Consider the following 17,469-nt stretch of genomic DNA (forward strand, 5'->3'; position numbering starts at 1 on the left):
TGACGGAACCGCGTCAAAGCGATGATCCGGCGCGGTTCCGGCGCATCGCTCCGGCGATCACAGATCGAAGGCGAGCATGTCCCGCCCGGTGGCCGCGCGCACGATGCGCTGGTAGACGCCCGTGCCGCCGCCGCCATTCGTCATCACCACCAGTCCGCGCCGTCGCTGCGGATCTCCGACGGTGAAGGTCTTGTAGCGACCCGCGTTGGCGCCGCCGTGGAAGAACCAGCGGGCATCGCCGTCGATGCGTTCCAGATTCCAGCCCAGTCCCTTGTCCAGCCAGCCGGCGCGCAGCGGCATCTGCGGCGCCAGCATCGCCTGCCGCGTGGTTTCAGTGATTGCACGCGGCGGGCCCGCATCCGGACGCATCACATGGGCGATGAAACGCGCATAGTCCTGCACCGGCCCACGCAGGCTGGCGGCGGCGTTGGCGAGCAGATCGCCGGGCCAGATGAACATGCCCGTGGGCGCGGCGGCCTGCGCCCGCGGCAACGCGCGTACCGCATCGTCCCAGACCCATTCGGGCAACGGCTTGCCCTGCGCTTCGGCGATGGGTTGCAGCAGCGACCATTGGCTACGGAAGGTCTGCACGACCGGTGTCGCGCCGGGCGCTGGCTGGCCCGTCACCGAGTGCCGCGCCGCATGCGCGTTCCAGGTATAGGTGCTGCCGCGCATGCCGGCCGGTTCGAACAGGTGCCTTCGCGCCAGCCGGTCCAGGCTTTCGCCGGTCACCGTCTCGGCGACCCGCTGCAGCCAGAAGAAGGCCTCGCCCGAATAGTTCACGCCCTTGCCGGGTTCGGCCAGCGTGCGCAAGGGTTCGCGATCCGGATGTTCGCGCCAGTTCGGCAGGCCGGTGCTGTGGCGCAGGACGTCGCGCACGGTGATCCGATCCAGGCGCGGATCGTCCTTGGCCAGGTAGTCGGGGCGGTGGTAATGCGCCAGGGTCCGGTCGAGTTGCAGCATGTCCGCATCGACCAATTGCAGGACCACGTAGGCGAATACCGGTTTGCTCAGCGAGGCGCATTCGAACACGCTGTCCGCGTCCACCGCGGTGCCGCTGTCCACATCGGCCACGCCGAACGCGCGCTGCCAGGTCAACTCGCCCTCCTCGACCACCGCGATGCCCACGCCGGGCACGCCGAACGCGCGCATCCATTCCGGCAGATCGGCGAGAAAGGCATCGGAGGGAATCCACGGATGATCGTAGCGGGCCGCGTCCGCCGCGCGCAGCGGAGGCGATCGCAGTGCCGCCATCGCCGCGCAGGCCGAAGCGGCCACCAGGAAACCACGCCGGCCCATCCGGCCGGCAGCACCTTCGCGCATCTGCATCGCTCCCCGTGGTCAAGGGACCGATTGGATATCAGTCCGCACCGCCGGGCAAGCGGATTCAGTGCGTGGCGCGCGTCCCGGCCGGCGGCGGCGCGCCCAGCGCGCGCAGTTGCTCCACCGCGTTGCGGTTGGCCGGATCGCGTTCCAGCGAAAGGCGGTAGTTGCGGATCGCCGCCTCGCGATCGCCGGTGATCGCATAGGCCTCGGCCAGCGAATCGAAGGTGTTGCCGCTTTTCGGGTACAGCACGGTGTTGAGTTTCAGCACCTCGATGCCTTCCCTGCGCTGACCGTCGGTCACCAGCCGGTAGCCCCAGGCATTGAGATCGTCCTCGCGCAGTTCGAAGTCCGGATCCTGCCGCTTGAGCCCGGCGACGATGGAGACGCCCTGGTCCCAGCCGCGCGCGATCAGGTCACGCCGCAGCGCCTTGACGTTGCGCGGCAGTCCGCCGCCGTTGGCCACGCTGAAATCCGGCAGGTAGAACCCGGCGATCTCGTCGATGAATTCCTCCGGGTTGGCCCCGGCCAGATTGGTCAGCACCACCACCGACAGCCCATCCCGCGGATAGACGAAGAACGCCGACCGGCGGCCACCGATGCCCGCCACCGCCGGATGGTCCTCGCGGTCGATCAGCGGCCAGCCCGATGCCCACGACGTGAGCCGGCCATCGTTGAACCGGCCCGGCGCCCACAGCTCACGCAGGTGTTCGCGGTCGAGCAGGCGGCCGTCCTGCAGGGCGATCAGCCAATGCGCGACGTCCTCGGCGCTGGCGTTGATGCCGGCACCGGTGCGCAGCATGGCCGGGAACTCGTCGAACGCATGCTGCAACGCGCCGGCGGCCGGCGAGGTGGCGCCGCCCGGATAACGGTAGGGCTGCGCGCGACGCGGCGTGACGTCGCGCGAGTCGCCGAAGCCGGCGTGGCGCATGCCGGCCGGCGCGAACTGGCGTTCGGCGATGAAGCGGGTGAACGGAACACCGCCCAGCGAATCGATGATCCGGCCCAGCAGGACATAGTTGGTCTGGTTGTAGCGATAGGCGCTGCCGGTGGGGAATGCCATCGGCAGTGTGCGTACCGTCTCCCAGGCCGATTCCTCGCCGCCTTCGCCCACCAGCGAGCCGGTACCCTGCGCGCGCGGCGGCACCAGGATGTCGGGCAGGCCGGACGTGTGGTTGAGCAGTTGCCGCACCGTGATCGCCTGCCACTCGCGCGGCAGATCCGCCAGGTGGCGCGACACCGGATCGTCCAGCGACAGCTTGCCGGCCTGCGCCAGTTGCAGGATCGCCACGCCGGTGAAGGTCTTGGTGGCCGAGTTGATCGAGAACACCGTGTCCGGCGTCACCGCCACGTCGTCCTGCAGGTTGGCCTTGCCGTAGCTGCGGGAAAAAACGATGCGACCGTCGCGGATCACCGCCACCTGCATGCCGGGGATGCGCCGGTTCTGCATTTTCGTCCGCAGGTAGTCGTCGAGCCCGGCCGGCGCCTGCGCCGGAGCCGCGGCACTGGCCGGCCTGTCGCCACCGCCGCCGGTGGCCGGCAACTGCAATGAACCGGTCGATATCTGCCACAGGTTCATCAGGGCGGCGAACAGCAACGGCAGGGTTTTCATGCGCTTCCGGTCCTTTTTTGCGCTCCGCATCCGGCGGGCGACGTCCTGTTTCGATGCCGCGTGCGCGCGGAGGGTTGAAACAGGGGCGAAGAAAGAGGCGGGCCGGACCTTCTGTCCGACCCACCTTTCCCGGGATGCGGCAAACGCGGGAAGCGTCGCAGCCAATCAGGGCGCGAGTACGCGCCGGCCGGCCTCGGTAACCCAACGGCGTACCTCTTCATCGGCGGAGCCGGCCAGGCGGAACACCGACACCGCCTGTTCCAGCCCCTGCGCCTGCTGCCGCAGATCGCCAGCCGTGGCCGCCACCTCTTCCACCACCGCCGCGTTCTGCTGGGTGGTCTCGTCCATCTGGGTGATGGTCTGGTTGACCTGTTCGATGCCGGCGGACTGTTCCTGCGAGGCAGCGGCAATCTCGGCCATGATGTCGGTGACCCGCTGGACCGAGGCGACAATCTCGCCCATGGTCGCGCCGGCCTGGTTGACCAGGGCCGAACCGGTGGCCACCTGGTCCACCGAGGCTTCAATTAGCCCCTTGATTTCCTTGGCCGCATTGGCGCTGCGCTGGGCCAGGGTGCGTACCTCCGAGGCCACCACCGCAAAGCCGCGGCCCTGTTCGCCGGCGCGGGCCGCTTCCACCGCCGCATTGAGGGCCAGGATGTTGGTCTGGAAGGCGATGCCGTCGATGACGGCGATGATTTCGGCAATCTTGCGCGAGGCCGCTTCGATGTCGCGCATGGTGGTGACGACCTGGCCGACGACGTTGCCGCCTTGCGAAGCCACCGAGGCGGCGCCGATGGCGAGCTGATTGGCCTGGCGGGCGGAGTCGGCGTTCTGGCGCACGGTGGAGGTCAGTTCCTCCATGGAGGCGGCGGTTTCTTCCAGGTTGGCGGCCTGCTGCTCGGTGCGGCGGGACAAATCCGCATTTCCCGAAGCAATCTCGCCGGCGGCGGTGTTGATGGCGGTGGAGGCGTCCTGGATGCGGGAGACGATGTCGGTGAGCTGGGCGACGGTGGCGTTGGCGTCGTCGCGCATGCGGGCGAACACGCCGTGGAAATCCCCTTCCATCCGCACCGTCAGGTCGCCCTGCGAGAGCGCGGACAGCAGCGTGGACACCCGATCCAGAACCAGCGCGTTCGCGTCCAGCAATCCGTTGATGCGTTCGGACAGGGTCAGGAAGAACCCCTGCTTGCCGGCGGTGCCGATGCGTCCGCTCATGTCGCCGGACGCGGCGGCCTGCACGATGCGGGTCATTTCCTCCTCGACTTCCACCTCGGCGGTACGGTCGGACCACTCGACCACGAAGCCGAGGCGCCGGCCGGCGTCGTCCACCACCGGATTGATGATCAAGCGCATGACCCGCCCGCCCACCCGGATCTGGGCCTGGTGGGTGCCGCGCAGTTCCGCGAGCAGGCGTGACTGATGCTCCGGATGCTTGTGGAAGATGTCGATGCTGCTGCCGATCAGGGTGGCCACGTCGAAACGCGGCACATCGCGGCGGATCTGTTCCTCCACCTGCGACAGCATTGCCAGCAGCGGCCGGTTGGCGTAGACGATGTTGCGATCGGCGTCGGCGATCATCACGTGGGTGGTCACCCCGTCCAGCGCGGTGCGGATGCGCAGGTTCTCCTGCCCGGCCGTGCGCTCGTGATGCAGGCGCTGTTGCAGCTGGCCGCTCATCGACACCAGCGCGGTCGCCAGCGACGCCGGCGGGAAGTCCATCCGGGCGATTTCCTCCGGCACGGGTTTGTCCGCCGCCACCTCGCGCGCGAGCGTCGTCAGCCGGCGCGGCCCGTAGCCCAGCCACAGCAACTGGCGCCGCAACTGCACGGCCATGATCACCAGCAGCACGGTTTCCACCACCACGTAGGCCGCGTGCAGCAGCACGATGCCAAAGCCGCTGCCCGCCGGGAACACCGGCACCGGCCAGCCGGCCTGCTGCATGAAGAAGAACGCCACGTGATGTACGGCGATGGCCGCGGCCGCGACCACGATCGGCACCCAGTCGCGGTAGTACAGCAGCAGCGCGATCATCAGGATCACGCCGAAGTGCGCCTCGACCATGCCGCCGGACTGGTGGATCAGCACCGCCGACAGCACCATCAGCACCAGCGCCAGGGTAACCCGGCTCAGCCGCGTGCCCGGAAACAGGCGTGCCTGCAACGCGGCGACCGCGACGCTCGGCAGCGCGACCGCGAAAACCGGCATCCACTGGCCATTGCGCAGCGCCAGCAGCAGCGTGGCGACACCCAAGGTGGCCACCAACCACAGGAAGATGCGGTCGGCATCGGCTGCCAGTTCCTCCAGGTAGGCGTAGCGTTCGCGACCAACGAGGCCGCCATCGTTTCGAAGTGAATGCGGTTGGGCGGACATGCGATTCTCCTTATCTGCACGGGCAACGGGATCCGCTGACGAGCGCGCGCGGCGCGTCTTCGCGGTGGAAAGACAGGTAGCGGGTCGCCAACGGCGCGGTCGCGGTGCCGGCGCACAGTCCATCCGGACGCATCGGGCCGGCGTAGCGCAGCCGGCCCTCGGCATCCAGGGCGATCAGGGAATGGGGCAGATCCGTGCTGGCGACGCCGGCCAGTTCAACCCAGCGGATGCCCCGCGCGCGCAGCGCGTCCCGCACCTGGCGGGTGTCTTCGCGGTCGTCGCAGGTGCACGCCACGGGCAAGTGGAAGACCACCGCGGCACCGCGATGGCGTTCGAGGCCCACCTGTCCGCGCAGCGCGGTGAGCAGGGCATCGGCTTCGGAGACCGGCGAGGCACGCACGGCGCCAGTTTCGAGCCGGGCCAGCGCGGGCACCATCGCGCCCAGCCAGAGCACGAGCAGGCCCGGCCCTATCCAGGCGGGTGCGATCCTTCGCGGTGGTGCGGCGGTGGATTCCATTGCGGGCCCTCTCCCCAGGGCATCAATGGTTCGTCCGGCATTGGTCCCAGACCCCACCTATCGGCTTCGCGACCGGAATCTTTATTACCTCCGCGCCGCCGCCACGACGAAACTCAACCGAACAGGCGCATCACCAGCCAGTTGATCGCGCCGCCGCCCAGCAGAAGGAACGCGAACAGGCTCAGCGCCAGCAGCAGCGGCTTGACCCCGGCTTGGCGGATGGCGCCGGCATGGGTGCGCAGGCCCAGCGCGGCCATCGCGGTCGCCAGCAGCACGGTATCCAGCTGCACGATCACCGCCACCCACGTGGTCGGCAGCACGTGCAGCGAGTTGAGCAGGCTGACCACGATGAACATCACCGCGAACCAGGGAATCATCAGCTTCGGCCGCGCGCCGTTGGCATCGGCGCCGGCTTCCGCGCCCAGGCGCGCGGACAGGATCAGCAGGAACGGCGCCAGCAGCATCACCCGGATCATCTTCTCGATCACCGCCACCGACGCAGCGGATTCACTGATCGCCTTGCCGGCGACCACGACCTGCGCGACTTCATGGATCGTCGATCCGGCGTAGACGCCATAGGCGTGCGCATCGATGCCCAGGTGCGGATACAGCGCCGGATACAGGAACATGCCCACGGTGCCGAACACCACCACCGTCGCCACCGCGACCGCCACCTTGTGCGGCTGCGCCTTGACCACCGGCTCGGCCGCCATCACCGCGGCGGCGCCGCAGATCGCGCTGCCCGCGCCGATCAGCATCGAGGTCTCGCGATCCAGCTTGAACAGGCGTGTGCCCAGCCACACCGCCAGCAGGAACACCGAGGCCACCACGATCACGTCGATCACCAGCCCGGCCATGCCGACCTGGGCGATGTCCTGCACGGTCACCCGGAAGCCGTACAGCACGATGCCCAGCCGCAGCAGGGTGCTCTTGGCGAAATCCACGCCCGGCGCGGTGCGCGCGGCGATGCGCGGGAACACCGTGTTGCCGGCGACGATGCCCAGCAGGATCGCGGCGGTCAGCGCGCTGATGCCCCAGCCCTGCACGGTCGGCAGGCTCGCCAGCCAAAGGCCGGCGGCCGCGAGCAGCGCGGCCAGGGCAAGGCCCAGCCACCAGCCGGACTGGCGGTGCGGCGGGACCGATACGGAAGACATGGACTGGCTGGACATCGGAAAACCCGGAAAAAACGGAGATGCGGGCGGGACAACCCGCCGACGGACGGCACCATAGTCCCGGCCATTGAATGAGTCCAATGCATATAATTCCCTCATGCATGAATATTCCTCATTCGATTAATCTGCACCTCCTGCGGGTATTCGCCACGGTCGTCGAGCAGCAGGGCTTCTCGCGCGCGGCCGAGACGATGTTCATCACCCAGTCGGCGGTGTCCAAGGCGGTGCGCGAACTGGAACACCAGCTCGAACTGCCGCTGATCGACCGTGGCCCCGGCGGCGCCCGCGGCGTGCGCGGCATCCGCCTCACCGAGGGCGGCCAGGTGCTGTACGAACACGCGCGCGGCATCTTCGCGATGGAGCGCATCGCGCTGGAGGACGTCCGCGAGCGGGTCGGCCTGCGCAAGGGCGAACTGCGCATCGGCGCCAGCACCACGGTGGCCGGCTACTGGCTGCCGGTGCACGTGGCCGCCTACGCGCGCCGGCATCCGGACATCCGCACCCGGGTGATGGTCGCCAACACCGCCCAGATCGCCCAGGCCATCATCGACTGCACGGTGGATGCCGCCTTCGTCGAAGGTCCGGTCGACGACCCGCGCATCGATCGACGGGTCTGGCGCGAGGAGGCGCTGGTGGTGATCGCGCCCGACGATCTGGCCGGCAGCGGCAGCCGGCTCGCGACCGCCGCCAGCCTGAGCGAACAGACCTGGCTGCTGCGCGAGGAAGGCTCAGGCACCCGGCGGGTGGCCGAGCGGCTGCTGCACGCGCACGGCATCACCCCGAAGCACCAGGTGGAGATCGGCAGCAACGAGGCCATCGCCCGCGCGGTGGCGGCCGGTGCCGGGGTCGCCATCCTGCCCTCGGTGGTGGTGGAGGATCTGATCGCGATGCGCCGCGTCCGCACGTTGTCGCTGGACGGCCAGGCCGCGCTGAGCCGCCGGCTGTACCGGCTGGAACTGCTCAACCGGCGTCGCTCGCCGGCGCTGGAAGCGTTCCTGGAGCAATTGCCGGGCGCGTAGGGCAAACACGGCATCGTCCGGCCGCGGTTCGCTGCGATTCCATTCTCCCACGCAGGAATGTCGCCGAAACCTGGCTTTCGGAAATGTCTTATTGGCTTCTTGTCCGTTGTTCGCGAAAAGAGGACGACTGAATCCTCCAGCCAAATCGAGTCAAGGAGAAGTCCCCAATGCGTGAACTACAGGCAAGCGAAGTTGCAGCGGTAAGCGGTGGCGAACTGAATTGCTCGGTGGGCTTTCCTTCCGGTGTGTCATGCGAAGGAACGCTCAGCGATTGGCGCAGCGCGGCGCGAGGGGCATGGAACCTCCTCGCGGCCAGCCCCTTCACCTTCCCGGGCGTCGTTATGCGCCTCCACTTCTATCGGTTGTCCCAGAAATAAAAACGGGTTCCCGGGGTGCGAAAGCACCCCGGACTTTCTCCCCCGATGAACAAGAAATCGCTTGCGCTGGGTGAAATCGGCGTCGCCATGCTGGCCACGCTGCTGGCCGGCGGCCTGTCCGAGCTGGGAGCACGGTTCGAAATCCGTGGTGCGGACGCGATTCAACAGATTGCCCTGTTTCTGGTACTGATGAAGTGCTATCCCGAGCGCTTGGCGAACCAATCGGGAATCACACCGCTGCTCTTCAGTATTTTCACCGGGAGCCTGTTGGGCGCCGTCTGGATCCTCGCCGTCGGTTTGCCCAACCTTGGCAACACGAAATTCCCGGCCGCGACGGATTTTTCGGCTGTGGACATTGCCCTGGGCGTCCTGACCGCCGGGGTCGCTGCTCCCCTGTTCGAGGAGAAGGTGGTCCGTCAGTTGATGCTCGACGGACTGTCGCGTCTCGTGGGCCGGTTCGCATCATCACTCGTGACCTCCGCCGCATTCGGGCTCCTCCATGCGAATTCCATGCTGTGGGCTTGTTTCGCCTCGCTTCTGCTTTGCTTCTGCGCGCTCCGGCTGAACATGACAAGCGTTCAACGAGCCATCGCCCATGGAATTTGCAACATTCTGATTCTTCTGTGGTATTTGACCGGCGGCTTGGGACTGTCCGGCTGATTGGCGCTGGAAGCGTTCCTGGAGCGGTTGCCGGGCGAGTGAAGCCGCTGTGCTGAAGCCCGCTCTTCATCGCGTCTGCACGGCGGCATGCTGCAATCCATCGGCAGTTTCCAATGGCAAACGCGATGAAGATTCCCCGCAAGCGCGCCTATCCGCTGGACGACATCCGCCGTTTCCTCGAACCCGGTCCAGTGGTGCTGGTGAGCTCGGCCCACGGCGGCCAGCGCAACATCATGACGATGGGCTGGCACATGATGATGGGCTTCGAGCCGGCGCTGTTCGCCTGTTATCTCTGGCGCGGCAACCATACCTACGGACTGGTCCGGCGCAGCCGCGAATGCGTGATCAACCTGCCCGGCTCGCATCTGCTGGACGCGGTGGTCGGCATCGGCAACTGCAGCGGCGCGCAGGTGGACAAGTTCGAACGCTTCGGGCTCACCGCCGGCCGCGCGAGCCAGGTTGGCGCCCCGCTGATCCGCGAGTGCCATGCGAACTTCGAGTGCCGGCTGTACGAGCAGCGCCAGACCGACGCCTATCACCTGTTCATCTGGGAAATGGTTGCGGCGCATGTCGCCATTTCCCCGCGCCTGCCCGAGACCGTGCACTACCGCGGCAACGGCGAGTTCATGATCTCCGGGCGCACGATCAGCCGCCGACGGGCCTTCCGTCCGGAAAACTTGTGAATCCCGCTCGCGGCGGCGAGCTGGGGTGGTGCGGGAGATCGCCGCGTCGTGGTTCCGCCGCAGAAGGCGGCCCCCATCCCAGCCTTCCCCCGCAGGCGGGGGAAGGGGCGGTTTCCGGGTTCGGGAGAGTCTTCAACTTGCGGTGGCGGTGCGTGGCTCGCGGATGCATTCCAACGTTGCGAATTTCTGAACAACGCACGGACACTGCCCCCTCCCCCGCCCGCGGGGGAGGGTTGGGGTGGGGGCCGCTCTCCGGAGCCTTGCCCCCATCCGCCCTTCGGGCCCCTTCCCCGCTTGCGGGGGAAGGGGCGGTTTCCGGGTTCGGGAAAGTCTTCAACTTGCGGCGGCGGTGCGTAGCTCGCGGATGCATTCCAACGTTGCGAATTTCTGAACAACGCACGGACACTGCCCCCTCCCCCGCCCGCGGGGGAGGGCTGGGGTGGGGGCGAAACGACCGGACTGCCAGACGACGCACGATTATCCCTTCCATGCCCGAATTTGATCGCAAGCCGCGGAGTGTGGGCTAGGCTGGCGGGAACCAAGATGGCGTCGTCCCCCACGACGAGCCTTTCCGCCATGAACGCATCCTCCCCTTCCCGCTCGCGTACCGCCGCCACCGCCATCCAGGACGACCCGCGCTGGGCCGCGCTGCGGGCACGGGATCCGGCCGCCGATGGCCGCTTCGTGTACGCGGTGAAGACCACCGGCGTCTGGTGCCATCCCAGCAGCCCGTCGCGCCTGCCGCGGCCGGAGAACGTGGTGTTCTTCGATACTCCCGAAGCGGCCGAGGCCGCCGGCTACCGCGCCAACCGTCGCGCCGCCGCCGATCGCGCGGCGCTGGCCCGCCAGCACGCGGAACGGGTGGCGCATGCCTGCCGGCAACTGGAGAACACCGACGAGCCGCCCTCGCTGGCGCAATTGGCCGAAACCGCGGGGATGAGCCCCTACCACTTCCATCGCGTGTTCAAGGCCATCACTGGCGTGACCCCGAAAGCCTACGCGCAGGCGCAGCGCGCGCGCCGCATGCGCGAGGGGCTGGAAGGCGACGCCACCATCACCGATGCGATCTTCGATGCCGGCTTCGGTTCCAACAGCCGCTTCTACGAAACCTCCAACCAGCGCCTGGGCATGCGCCCGAAGGACTGGCGCGCCGGCGGCGCCAATACCGACATCCGCTTCGCCATCGGCCAGTGCTCGCTGGGCGCGATCCTGGTCGCGCGCAGCGAGCGCGGGGTCTGCGCGATCCTGCTGGGCGAGGATCCGGAAGCGCTGGTGCGGGACCTGCAGGATCAGTTCCCGCGCGCGCACCTGATCGGCGGCGACGCGGGCTTCGAGGATTGGGTCGCGCAGGTGGTCGGCTTCGTCGAGGCGCCCGGCATCGGCCTGGACCTGCCGCTGGACGTGCGCGGCACCGCCTTCCAGGAACGGGTGTGGCAGGCGCTGCGGCAGATTCCGCCCGGCAGTACCGCCAGCTACGCAGAGATCGCCCAGCGCATCGGCATGCCGCGGGCGGTGCGCGCGGTGGCGCAGGCCTGCGGCGCCAACCACCTGGCGGTGGCCATTCCCTGCCACCGCGTGGTCCGCAGCGACGGTGCGCTGTCGGGCTACCGCTGGGGCGTGGATCGCAAGCGCGAACTGCTGCGGCGCGAAGGCGCGGCGTGACCGGATACCGGTGCGTTGCCGGCGCGGCGTGCTACGTTCCCCGCCTCTCCATGACGACGTTGGGACGGGCATGCGCAAGACGTGGAAGCGCGCCGCAGGCGCGATGTGTCTCTGGCTGATGGCGGCGCCGCTGCTGGCGGACAATCCGGGCGAACGCGCCTACGCCGACGTCGACCCGTTCATCGGCACCGGCGGCGAGGGCCATACCTATCCCGGCGCCACCGTTCCGTTCGGGATGGTCCAGCTCAGTCCCGACACCCGCATCCAGCCACGCAAGGACGCCTACGGCTGGGCCGCCGGTTATCGCCACGACGATCGCACCATCGTCGGCTTCTCGCACACCCACTTCTCCGGCACCGGCCATTCGGACCTCGGCGACGTCCTGCTGATGCCGATCAGCGGCGAGGTGAAGCTGGAGCGCGGCAATCCCGACCAGCCCGGCAGCGGCTACACCTCGCGCTTCCGCCACGACGACGAAACCGCGCAGCCCGGCTACTACGCGGTCACCCTCGACGACTACGGCGTGCGCGCCGAGCTCACCGCCACCGCGCGGGTCGGCGTGCACCGCTACAGCTTTCCGCGCGGCAAGCCCGCGCACGTGCTGATCGACCTGCGCACCAGCCTGTACGACTATCCGGGCAAGGTGCTGTGGTCGCGATTGCGCCTGCGCCCGGACGGCACCGTCACCGGCTTCCGCGAGACCCGCGGCTGGGCGCCGGCGCGGCAACTGTATTTCGCGCTGCGCTTCTCGCGGCCCATCCAGGGCCGGCAACTGCACGACACCGAGCAGGACGTCGCCTACAAGGGCTTCCCGCCGCCGGGCGAGAAGGATCCGCGCCAGCGCGCGCAAATCGAGGGCCGGCAGATCGTGGCGGCGTTCGATTTCACCGACGCGCGGGAACCGTTGCTGGTCAAGGTCGCGATCTCCCCGGTCAGCGAGGACAACGCCATCGCCAATCTCGACGCCGAAGTGCCGGGCTGGGACTTCGACGGCGTGCGCGCCGACGCGCGCCGGCAGTGGACGCAGGCGCTGGGCGCGATCGACGTGGACGCGCCGGAACCGCAGCGGCGCAGCTTCTACACCGCGCTGTACCACACGCTGCTGGGACCGACCCTGTTCATGGACAGCGACGGAAGCTACCGCGGACCGGACAATGCGGTGCACCAGGCCAAGGGCTTCACCCACTACTCGACCTTCTCGCTGTGGGATACCTACCGCGCGCTGCATCCGTTGCTGACCCTGGTGCAGCCGGAGCAGCGCACCAACGACTTCGTGCAGTCGCTGTTGGCCGCGCGCCGGCACAGCCCCTATGGCGTGCTGCCGGTATGGGCGTTCCACGGCCAGGAGACGTGGTGCATGATCGGCTACCACGCCGTGCCGGTGATCGCCGACGCCTACATGAAGGGCATACGCGGCTACGACGCCAACGAGGCGCTGGAGGCGATGGTCGCCAGCGCCAACTACGGACCCTACGACGGCATCGCCCAATACCGCGAACTCGGCTACGTGCCGATCGACGAGGAAGGCGAGGCCGCCTCCAAGACCCTTGAATACGCGTTCGACGACTGGACCATCGCGCAGGTGGCCGAGGCGATGGGACGCAAGGACGTCGCGGCCGACTTCAGCCGCCGTGCGGCCAACTGGAAGCATGCCTTCGATCCCGCCACCGGCTTCATGCGCGCGCGCAAGCGCGACGGCGCGTTCCGCGAGCCCTTCGATCCATCCGCCAGCGGCTACGGCACCGACTACACCGAGGGCAATGCCTGGCAGTACTCCTGGTACGTGCCGCAGGACGTGGCCGGACTGGCGCGGGCGCACGGCGGCGAGGACAAGCTGCTGGCGCGGCTGGACCAGGTGTTCGAGGCCAAGGTGGATCCGAAGATCTTCGCCCACATGGAAGACATCACCGGGTTGATCGGCTGGTACGCGCACGGCAACGAACCCAGCCATCACGTCGCCTACCTGTATGCGCACGCCGGCCAGCCCTGGCGCACCCAGGCGCGGCTGGGCGCGATCATGGCCAGCCAGTACGCACCGCGTCCGGACGGCCTGGCCGGCAACGACGATCTGGGCCAGATGTCGGCGTGGTACGTGTTCACCGCGCTGGGTTTCTATCCGGTCGCGCCGGCCAGCAACCAGTACGTCATCGGGCGGCCGTTCCTTCCGCGCGCCAGCCTCAACCTGCCCAACGGCAAGCGCTTCACCGTGATCGCCGAGGGCCTGGACGAAGCGCATCCCTATATCGGCGGCGCGACCCTCAACGGCAAGCCGCTGGACCGCGCCTATCTGGAGCACGCCGAAATCCTGGCCGGCGGCGAGTTGCGCTTCACGATGCAGGCCGAGCCGAACCGCGCATGGGGACGCGACGCGCGTCCCTATTCGATGAGCCGCTGAAGGAAGCATCTGGAACGCGCAGGGGATGCGAAGGGGACGCGATATGCGTCCCCTTCCCTGCCGGCGCGGAAATCCGCGCCCATGTCCACGGAATCAGAACCCGCGTGAAAAACCGACCATCACGGTGGCGCCGCCATCCGTGTCGCGTTCGACCAGCGGACTGTCGCGAAGCGCCGATGGCAACCGGCGGTATTCGGCGCTGGCGATGAACAGCCATTTTTCCGCGAACGGACGCATCAGAATCAGGCTGGCGGTGGGCACGGTGACGCTGCCGGGACGGTAGCGCACCACGCCGCGGGCGATTTCCTCGTCGAGGGTGCCGTAGTAGTAGTCGGCCAGATCCGAGGACAGCCAGCGCACGCCCACGCCGGGCGTGAGTAGCCAGCCGCCGGCCTTGAACGGATAGCGGTAGGTAATCGATGCCTGCTGGCCTTCGCTGGTGCTGGTCACGTCGGCGCGCGCATCCAGTTCCAGTTCGCCGGCCGCACCGCGCCAACGCGCGCTCATGCCCACGTCCGCGGCATCGTCGCGGTCCTCCAGCAGGCGACGGTCGATACCGCGCTCGGCCAGTTCCGTAACGCCGAAGTCATCGGCGTCCACGCCGTCCAGGCGCCCGGCGACATAGCCGTCCAGCACGAAACCTCCGCGCGAGAACAGATGCAAGCCGGCCTGCGCGCCACGCCAGAAGAAGCGCTCGCCTTCGTACGACACATTGGGGAACACCAGCGTCCGGTCGTCCTCGCCGGCGTAGATGCCTTCGCGGCTGGCGACCGCCAGGCCGATGCGCCAATGTGACGCCGAGGCCTGTCCGGCTTCGCGATTGGATTCGGACACGACCTGCGCGGACACGGGCGCGGCGGCGCAGACAAGCAGACCCAGGCAGACCAGGGGGCGGACGGACGACATGAAGACTCCTGCGGGGAAGGCGTGGGGGCACGCGGGAGGCGCACGATAGGCACACCCGTTTTAATCGGGCTTTAAGACGAATGCTGCTCATCCGTCCGGCCTTTCACGAAACGGTCATGCCAGCCGGATCGACAATCGGTGCAAACCCGACGGAGCCCCCTCATGGAATACCTCCGCAGTCCGTACGGCCCCGCCAGCCTGGAGCGCGCGAGCCAGCAGGTCGCCGCCTGCCTCGCCTTCGACGAGCCGCCCGACATTCCCGAGGATTTCGAAGCCTTCAGCCGCGAGGACTTCCAGCGGCGGATACGCCTGCATCCGGATCTGGACTGGCACGACGCATGTCGCGCGTACGCGCTTGGACTGGCCACGCATGCCAGTCACGCCGGACGCACCGACCCGGCGACCGACGATGATCTGGAAGCGCAATGGGACCGCCTGCCCAGCCCGCCCGCCGCGGCGTGGCCGGTGGCGCGCATGTTGATCCACGAAACCTGGCGCTGGCTGTCCCGATAGGAGGCGCGGAGGAGACGTTCCTTCTCTTCCGGCCTTCCCTTTTTTCTTGCCGTCCCTTGCCGACGCGTTCAGACCGGCGGCGGTGGCTGGCGCGTCTCCGGCCGGGAACGCGGGCGCGCGGTGGCGGGAACACGGCAGGCCTGGAGCCGTCCTCCCATGCGTTCCCACACCGCGGCCACGATCGTCATCACGGTCTCGCGATCCAGGCGGTCGCAGGGTGGCAACTGGCGTTCGTAGGCGCCTTCGATGCGATCGGCCAATGCGTCGAGCGGTTCGCGATGCCACTGCAGATAAAGATCGTAGGCGAAACGGAACGTCGGCTCGAAACGCCTGAACGCCCGATCGCGGTGGCCGGCCATCGGGCCGCAATGCTGCCACCGCTGCAGCTCGGCCTCGACGTCGATGACTTCGCACTTGCTTTCCGGGGTGAGTCCCTGCAACAGCATCCTTCTGCCTCCTTTCTCCGGCGGACACCCCCAATATCCGCGTCCAACATGACAGCATCAGCAGAAACAACGCATTCGACGCCGAAAAAACGGACGCCGGCGAGACCGTTCGTCGGAAATGCACGCGCCTTGCGTGACGCTGTTCGCGGATGAGCCCGGTACCCGTATCGTGGCGTCGGACTCCACATGTTCATCGACGGCTTTCCATCATCGACAACCGACATCGACAGGAGCCTCCCGTGCTGAAGAACGTGGCGTTCACCATGTATCCCGTCCGCGACGTGCCGCGTGCCCGCGACTTCTACGAGAACGCGCTGGGCCTGCGCACCGGCTCGGTCGGCAATCACGGCGACAAGTATTGGGTGGAATACGATCTGCCGGGCGGCGGTTGCCTGGCGCTGACCAATTTCATCGAGGACCTGCCCAGCGCGACAGCGGGCGGCACGATAGCGTTCGAGGTGGAGGATCTGGACGACCTGATGCGGAAGCTGAAGGATCGTGGCGTGCCGTTCCGCAGCGACGTCATCCACAGCCCGGTCTGCCGGATGGCGGTGTGCGAGGACAGCGAGGGCAATTCGATCCTGCTGCACCAGCTCAAGCCCAGGGCGTGAACCGGCGCGGGATTCAGTACTTGAGGTTCAGCTCGGTGACGTGCGCGCGGTTGGCCTCGTACAGTTCCTGGAACTCCTCCTCGGTCAGATCGTCGGAGGCATAGATCGAAACCGGCTCCCAGTCGTGGTCGGTCGGCAGCGGCGTGCGCGGTCCGGCCTTGCGCGACAGCACCAGGCCACGGCGCTCGACCAGCTCGGGCAGATCGTCCCAGCGCTCGCGCTCGAAGTCGTTGGTACCGTAGAGCAGGATCACATCGTTCATCGCTTCGCCGTCCATCGACCGGTGGAATCCCCAAGTCTAGGAAGCCTGGCAATCATTGCAACAACCCGCGCGCAAAGCAGCGTGCCAGCGATGGCACGTTTTCGATGTCACGCCGGTCGCCGCCGCGCCGTCATCGCCTGCACGGCACTGCCCGCCAGCATCGCGGCGATGAAGATCAATGCGCTGTCCGCGCCCGCGGCCGCGCCGACGAGCGCGGGACCGGGACAGTAGCCGGCCAATCCCCAGCCGATGCCGAACAGCAACGCGCCGATCACCAGCGGACGGTCGATTGCGCGCGACAGCGGCAGGCGGAAACGATCCGCCAGCAACGGACGCCGGCGACGCAGCACCAGCCGGAACGCCACCAGCGCCGTGACGACCGCGCCCGCCAGCACGAACGCCAGGCGCGGATCGAAGTCGCCGGCCACATCGAGGAAGCCGAGCACGACGTTCGGGTCGGTCATGCGCGAAAGCGCCAGTCCGGCGCCGAACAACGCACCGGCCAGCAACGCGGCGAACCAGCGTTTCATCCCGCGCCACCCGCCAGGTGCCGGGTCACGACCACGGTGAGCACGGCGGCGGTCATGAATACCAGCACCGCCACCAGCGAACGCAGTGACAGCCGCGCCAACCCGCACACGCCGTGCCCGCTGGTGCAACCATTGCCAAGCCGGGTGCCGAAGCCCACCAGCAGGCCGGCCAGCACCAGCACCGGCGTCATGGCCGGCGAGGCGGAGACCTGTCCGGTCAGTTTCATCACCAGCACGCCGGCGCCGGCCAGCCCGAGCAGGAAGGCGATCCGCCAGCCCCGTTCCCCCGCGCCCTGCCCCGCCAGACCGTTGACGATGCCGCTGATGCCGGCGATGCGTCCGTTGAAGAACAGCAACGCCGCGGCGGCGAGACCGATCAATACGCCGCCCAGCAATGCCTCGGACATGCCG

17 protein-coding genes are annotated in these 17,469 nt (G+C 68.1%); 7 read left to right on the forward strand and 10 right to left on the reverse strand.

What is annotated here, in order from left to right; translation table 11 throughout:
• Window positions 1-57: 57 nt before the first annotated feature.
• From FHW78_RS08110 to FHW78_RS08130, 5 genes are all read right to left on the reverse strand, one after another.
• Window positions 58-1,323 carry a serine hydrolase domain-containing protein gene (locus FHW78_RS08110; protein ID WP_183639413.1) on the reverse strand — a complete coding sequence of 422 codons (1,266 nt, stop codon included), beginning with the start codon at window positions 1,321-1,323 and terminating at the stop codon, window positions 58-60.
• Between the two features lie 64 nt (window positions 1,324-1,387).
• Window positions 1,388-2,935 (reverse strand): serine hydrolase domain-containing protein, encoded by a 1,548-nt coding sequence (locus FHW78_RS08115; protein WP_218533461.1) that lies wholly within the window; start codon window positions 2,933-2,935, stop codon window positions 1,388-1,390.
• A 165-nt stretch (window positions 2,936-3,100) separates the two neighbouring features.
• Window positions 3,101-5,305: a methyl-accepting chemotaxis protein gene (locus FHW78_RS08120; RefSeq protein WP_183639414.1), complete on the reverse strand. Its 2,205-nt coding sequence runs from the start codon at window positions 5,303-5,305 to the stop codon at window positions 3,101-3,103.
• Between the two features lie 10 nt (window positions 5,306-5,315).
• Window positions 5,316-5,822: a hypothetical protein gene (locus tag FHW78_RS08125; RefSeq protein ID WP_183639415.1), complete on the reverse strand. Its 507-nt coding sequence runs from the start codon at window positions 5,820-5,822 to the stop codon at window positions 5,316-5,318.
• A 113-nt stretch (window positions 5,823-5,935) separates the two neighbouring features.
• The gene (locus FHW78_RS08130) at window positions 5,936-6,991 is read right to left on the reverse strand and encodes a YeiH family protein (protein WP_218533460.1); all 1,056 of its coding nucleotides are present in this window, start codon (window positions 6,989-6,991) and stop codon (window positions 5,936-5,938) included.
• Between the two features lie 104 nt (window positions 6,992-7,095).
• On the opposite strand from FHW78_RS08130, the gene FHW78_RS08135 reads away from it, so the two are divergent.
• The 5 genes from FHW78_RS08135 to FHW78_RS08155 all read left to right on the forward strand — a co-directional run bounded on the left by FHW78_RS08135 (window position 7,096) and on the right by FHW78_RS08155 (window position 13,790).
• Window positions 7,096-8,013 (forward strand): LysR substrate-binding domain-containing protein, encoded by a 918-nt coding sequence (locus FHW78_RS08135; protein ID WP_221188927.1) that lies wholly within the window; start codon window positions 7,096-7,098, stop codon window positions 8,011-8,013.
• Window positions 8,014-8,435: 422 nt separating this feature from the next.
• Window positions 8,436-9,050 carry a CPBP family intramembrane glutamic endopeptidase gene (locus tag FHW78_RS08140; RefSeq protein WP_183639417.1) on the forward strand — a complete coding sequence of 205 codons (615 nt, stop codon included), beginning with the start codon at window positions 8,436-8,438 and terminating at the stop codon, window positions 9,048-9,050.
• Between the two features lie 125 nt (window positions 9,051-9,175).
• Entirely contained in the window at window positions 9,176-9,733 is a 558-nt protein-coding gene (locus FHW78_RS08145) for a flavin reductase family protein (RefSeq protein WP_183639418.1), read from the forward strand.
• 576 nt (window positions 9,734-10,309) lie between these two features.
• Complete coding sequence (gene ada / locus FHW78_RS08150; protein ID WP_183639419.1) at window positions 10,310-11,395, forward strand: bifunctional DNA-binding transcriptional regulator/O6-methylguanine-DNA methyltransferase Ada; 1,086 nt, start codon at window positions 10,310-10,312, stop codon at window positions 11,393-11,395.
• 118 nt (window positions 11,396-11,513) lie between these two features.
• On the forward strand, window positions 11,514-13,790 hold the full coding sequence (locus FHW78_RS08155) for a GH92 family glycosyl hydrolase (protein WP_255443264.1): 2,277 nt from the start codon (window positions 11,514-11,516) through the stop codon (window positions 13,788-13,790).
• 93 nt (window positions 13,791-13,883) lie between these two features.
• On the opposite strand, the gene FHW78_RS08160 is transcribed toward FHW78_RS08155, so the two are convergent.
• Window positions 13,884-14,696, reverse strand: a complete 813-nt coding sequence (locus FHW78_RS08160; RefSeq protein ID WP_218533459.1) for a MipA/OmpV family protein — start codon at window positions 14,694-14,696, stop codon at window positions 13,884-13,886.
• Between the two features lie 162 nt (window positions 14,697-14,858).
• Here FHW78_RS08160 and FHW78_RS08165 point away from each other — a divergent pair, with 162 nt between their 5' ends.
• Window positions 14,859-15,209, forward strand: a complete 351-nt coding sequence (locus FHW78_RS08165; protein WP_183639421.1) for a hypothetical protein — start codon at window positions 14,859-14,861, stop codon at window positions 15,207-15,209.
• 68 nt (window positions 15,210-15,277) lie between these two features.
• Here FHW78_RS08165 and FHW78_RS08170 read toward each other — a convergent pair whose 3' ends face one another.
• The gene (locus FHW78_RS08170; RefSeq protein WP_183639422.1) at window positions 15,278-15,655 is read right to left on the reverse strand and encodes a hypothetical protein; all 378 of its coding nucleotides are present in this window, start codon (window positions 15,653-15,655) and stop codon (window positions 15,278-15,280) included.
• Between the two features lie 239 nt (window positions 15,656-15,894).
• Between FHW78_RS08170 and FHW78_RS08175 the strand changes: the two genes are divergently transcribed.
• Window positions 15,895-16,266 carry a VOC family protein gene (locus FHW78_RS08175; protein ID WP_183639423.1) on the forward strand — a complete coding sequence of 124 codons (372 nt, stop codon included), beginning with the start codon at window positions 15,895-15,897 and terminating at the stop codon, window positions 16,264-16,266.
• A 13-nt stretch (window positions 16,267-16,279) separates the two neighbouring features.
• Here FHW78_RS08175 and FHW78_RS08180 read toward each other — a convergent pair whose 3' ends face one another.
• From FHW78_RS08180 to FHW78_RS08190, 3 genes are all read right to left on the reverse strand, one after another.
• On the reverse strand, window positions 16,280-16,528 hold the full coding sequence (locus FHW78_RS08180; RefSeq protein WP_141455365.1) for a hypothetical protein: 249 nt from the start codon (window positions 16,526-16,528) through the stop codon (window positions 16,280-16,282).
• Window positions 16,529-16,635: 107 nt separating this feature from the next.
• Window positions 16,636-17,058, reverse strand: coding sequence for a DUF6691 family protein (locus tag FHW78_RS08185; protein ID WP_183639424.1), 423 nt, complete (start codon window positions 17,056-17,058; stop codon window positions 16,636-16,638).
• On the reverse strand, window positions 17,055-17,465 hold the full coding sequence (locus FHW78_RS08190) for a YeeE/YedE thiosulfate transporter family protein (protein ID WP_183639425.1): 411 nt from the start codon (window positions 17,463-17,465) through the stop codon (window positions 17,055-17,057). The genes FHW78_RS08185 and FHW78_RS08190 overlap by 4 nt, the downstream gene beginning before the upstream one ends.
• Window positions 17,466-17,469: the final 4 nt, after the last annotated feature.

The organism is Pseudoxanthomonas sp. OG2, assembly GCF_014192765.1.
Classification (GTDB): domain Bacteria; phylum Pseudomonadota; class Gammaproteobacteria; order Xanthomonadales; family Xanthomonadaceae; genus Pseudoxanthomonas_A; species Pseudoxanthomonas_A beigongshangi.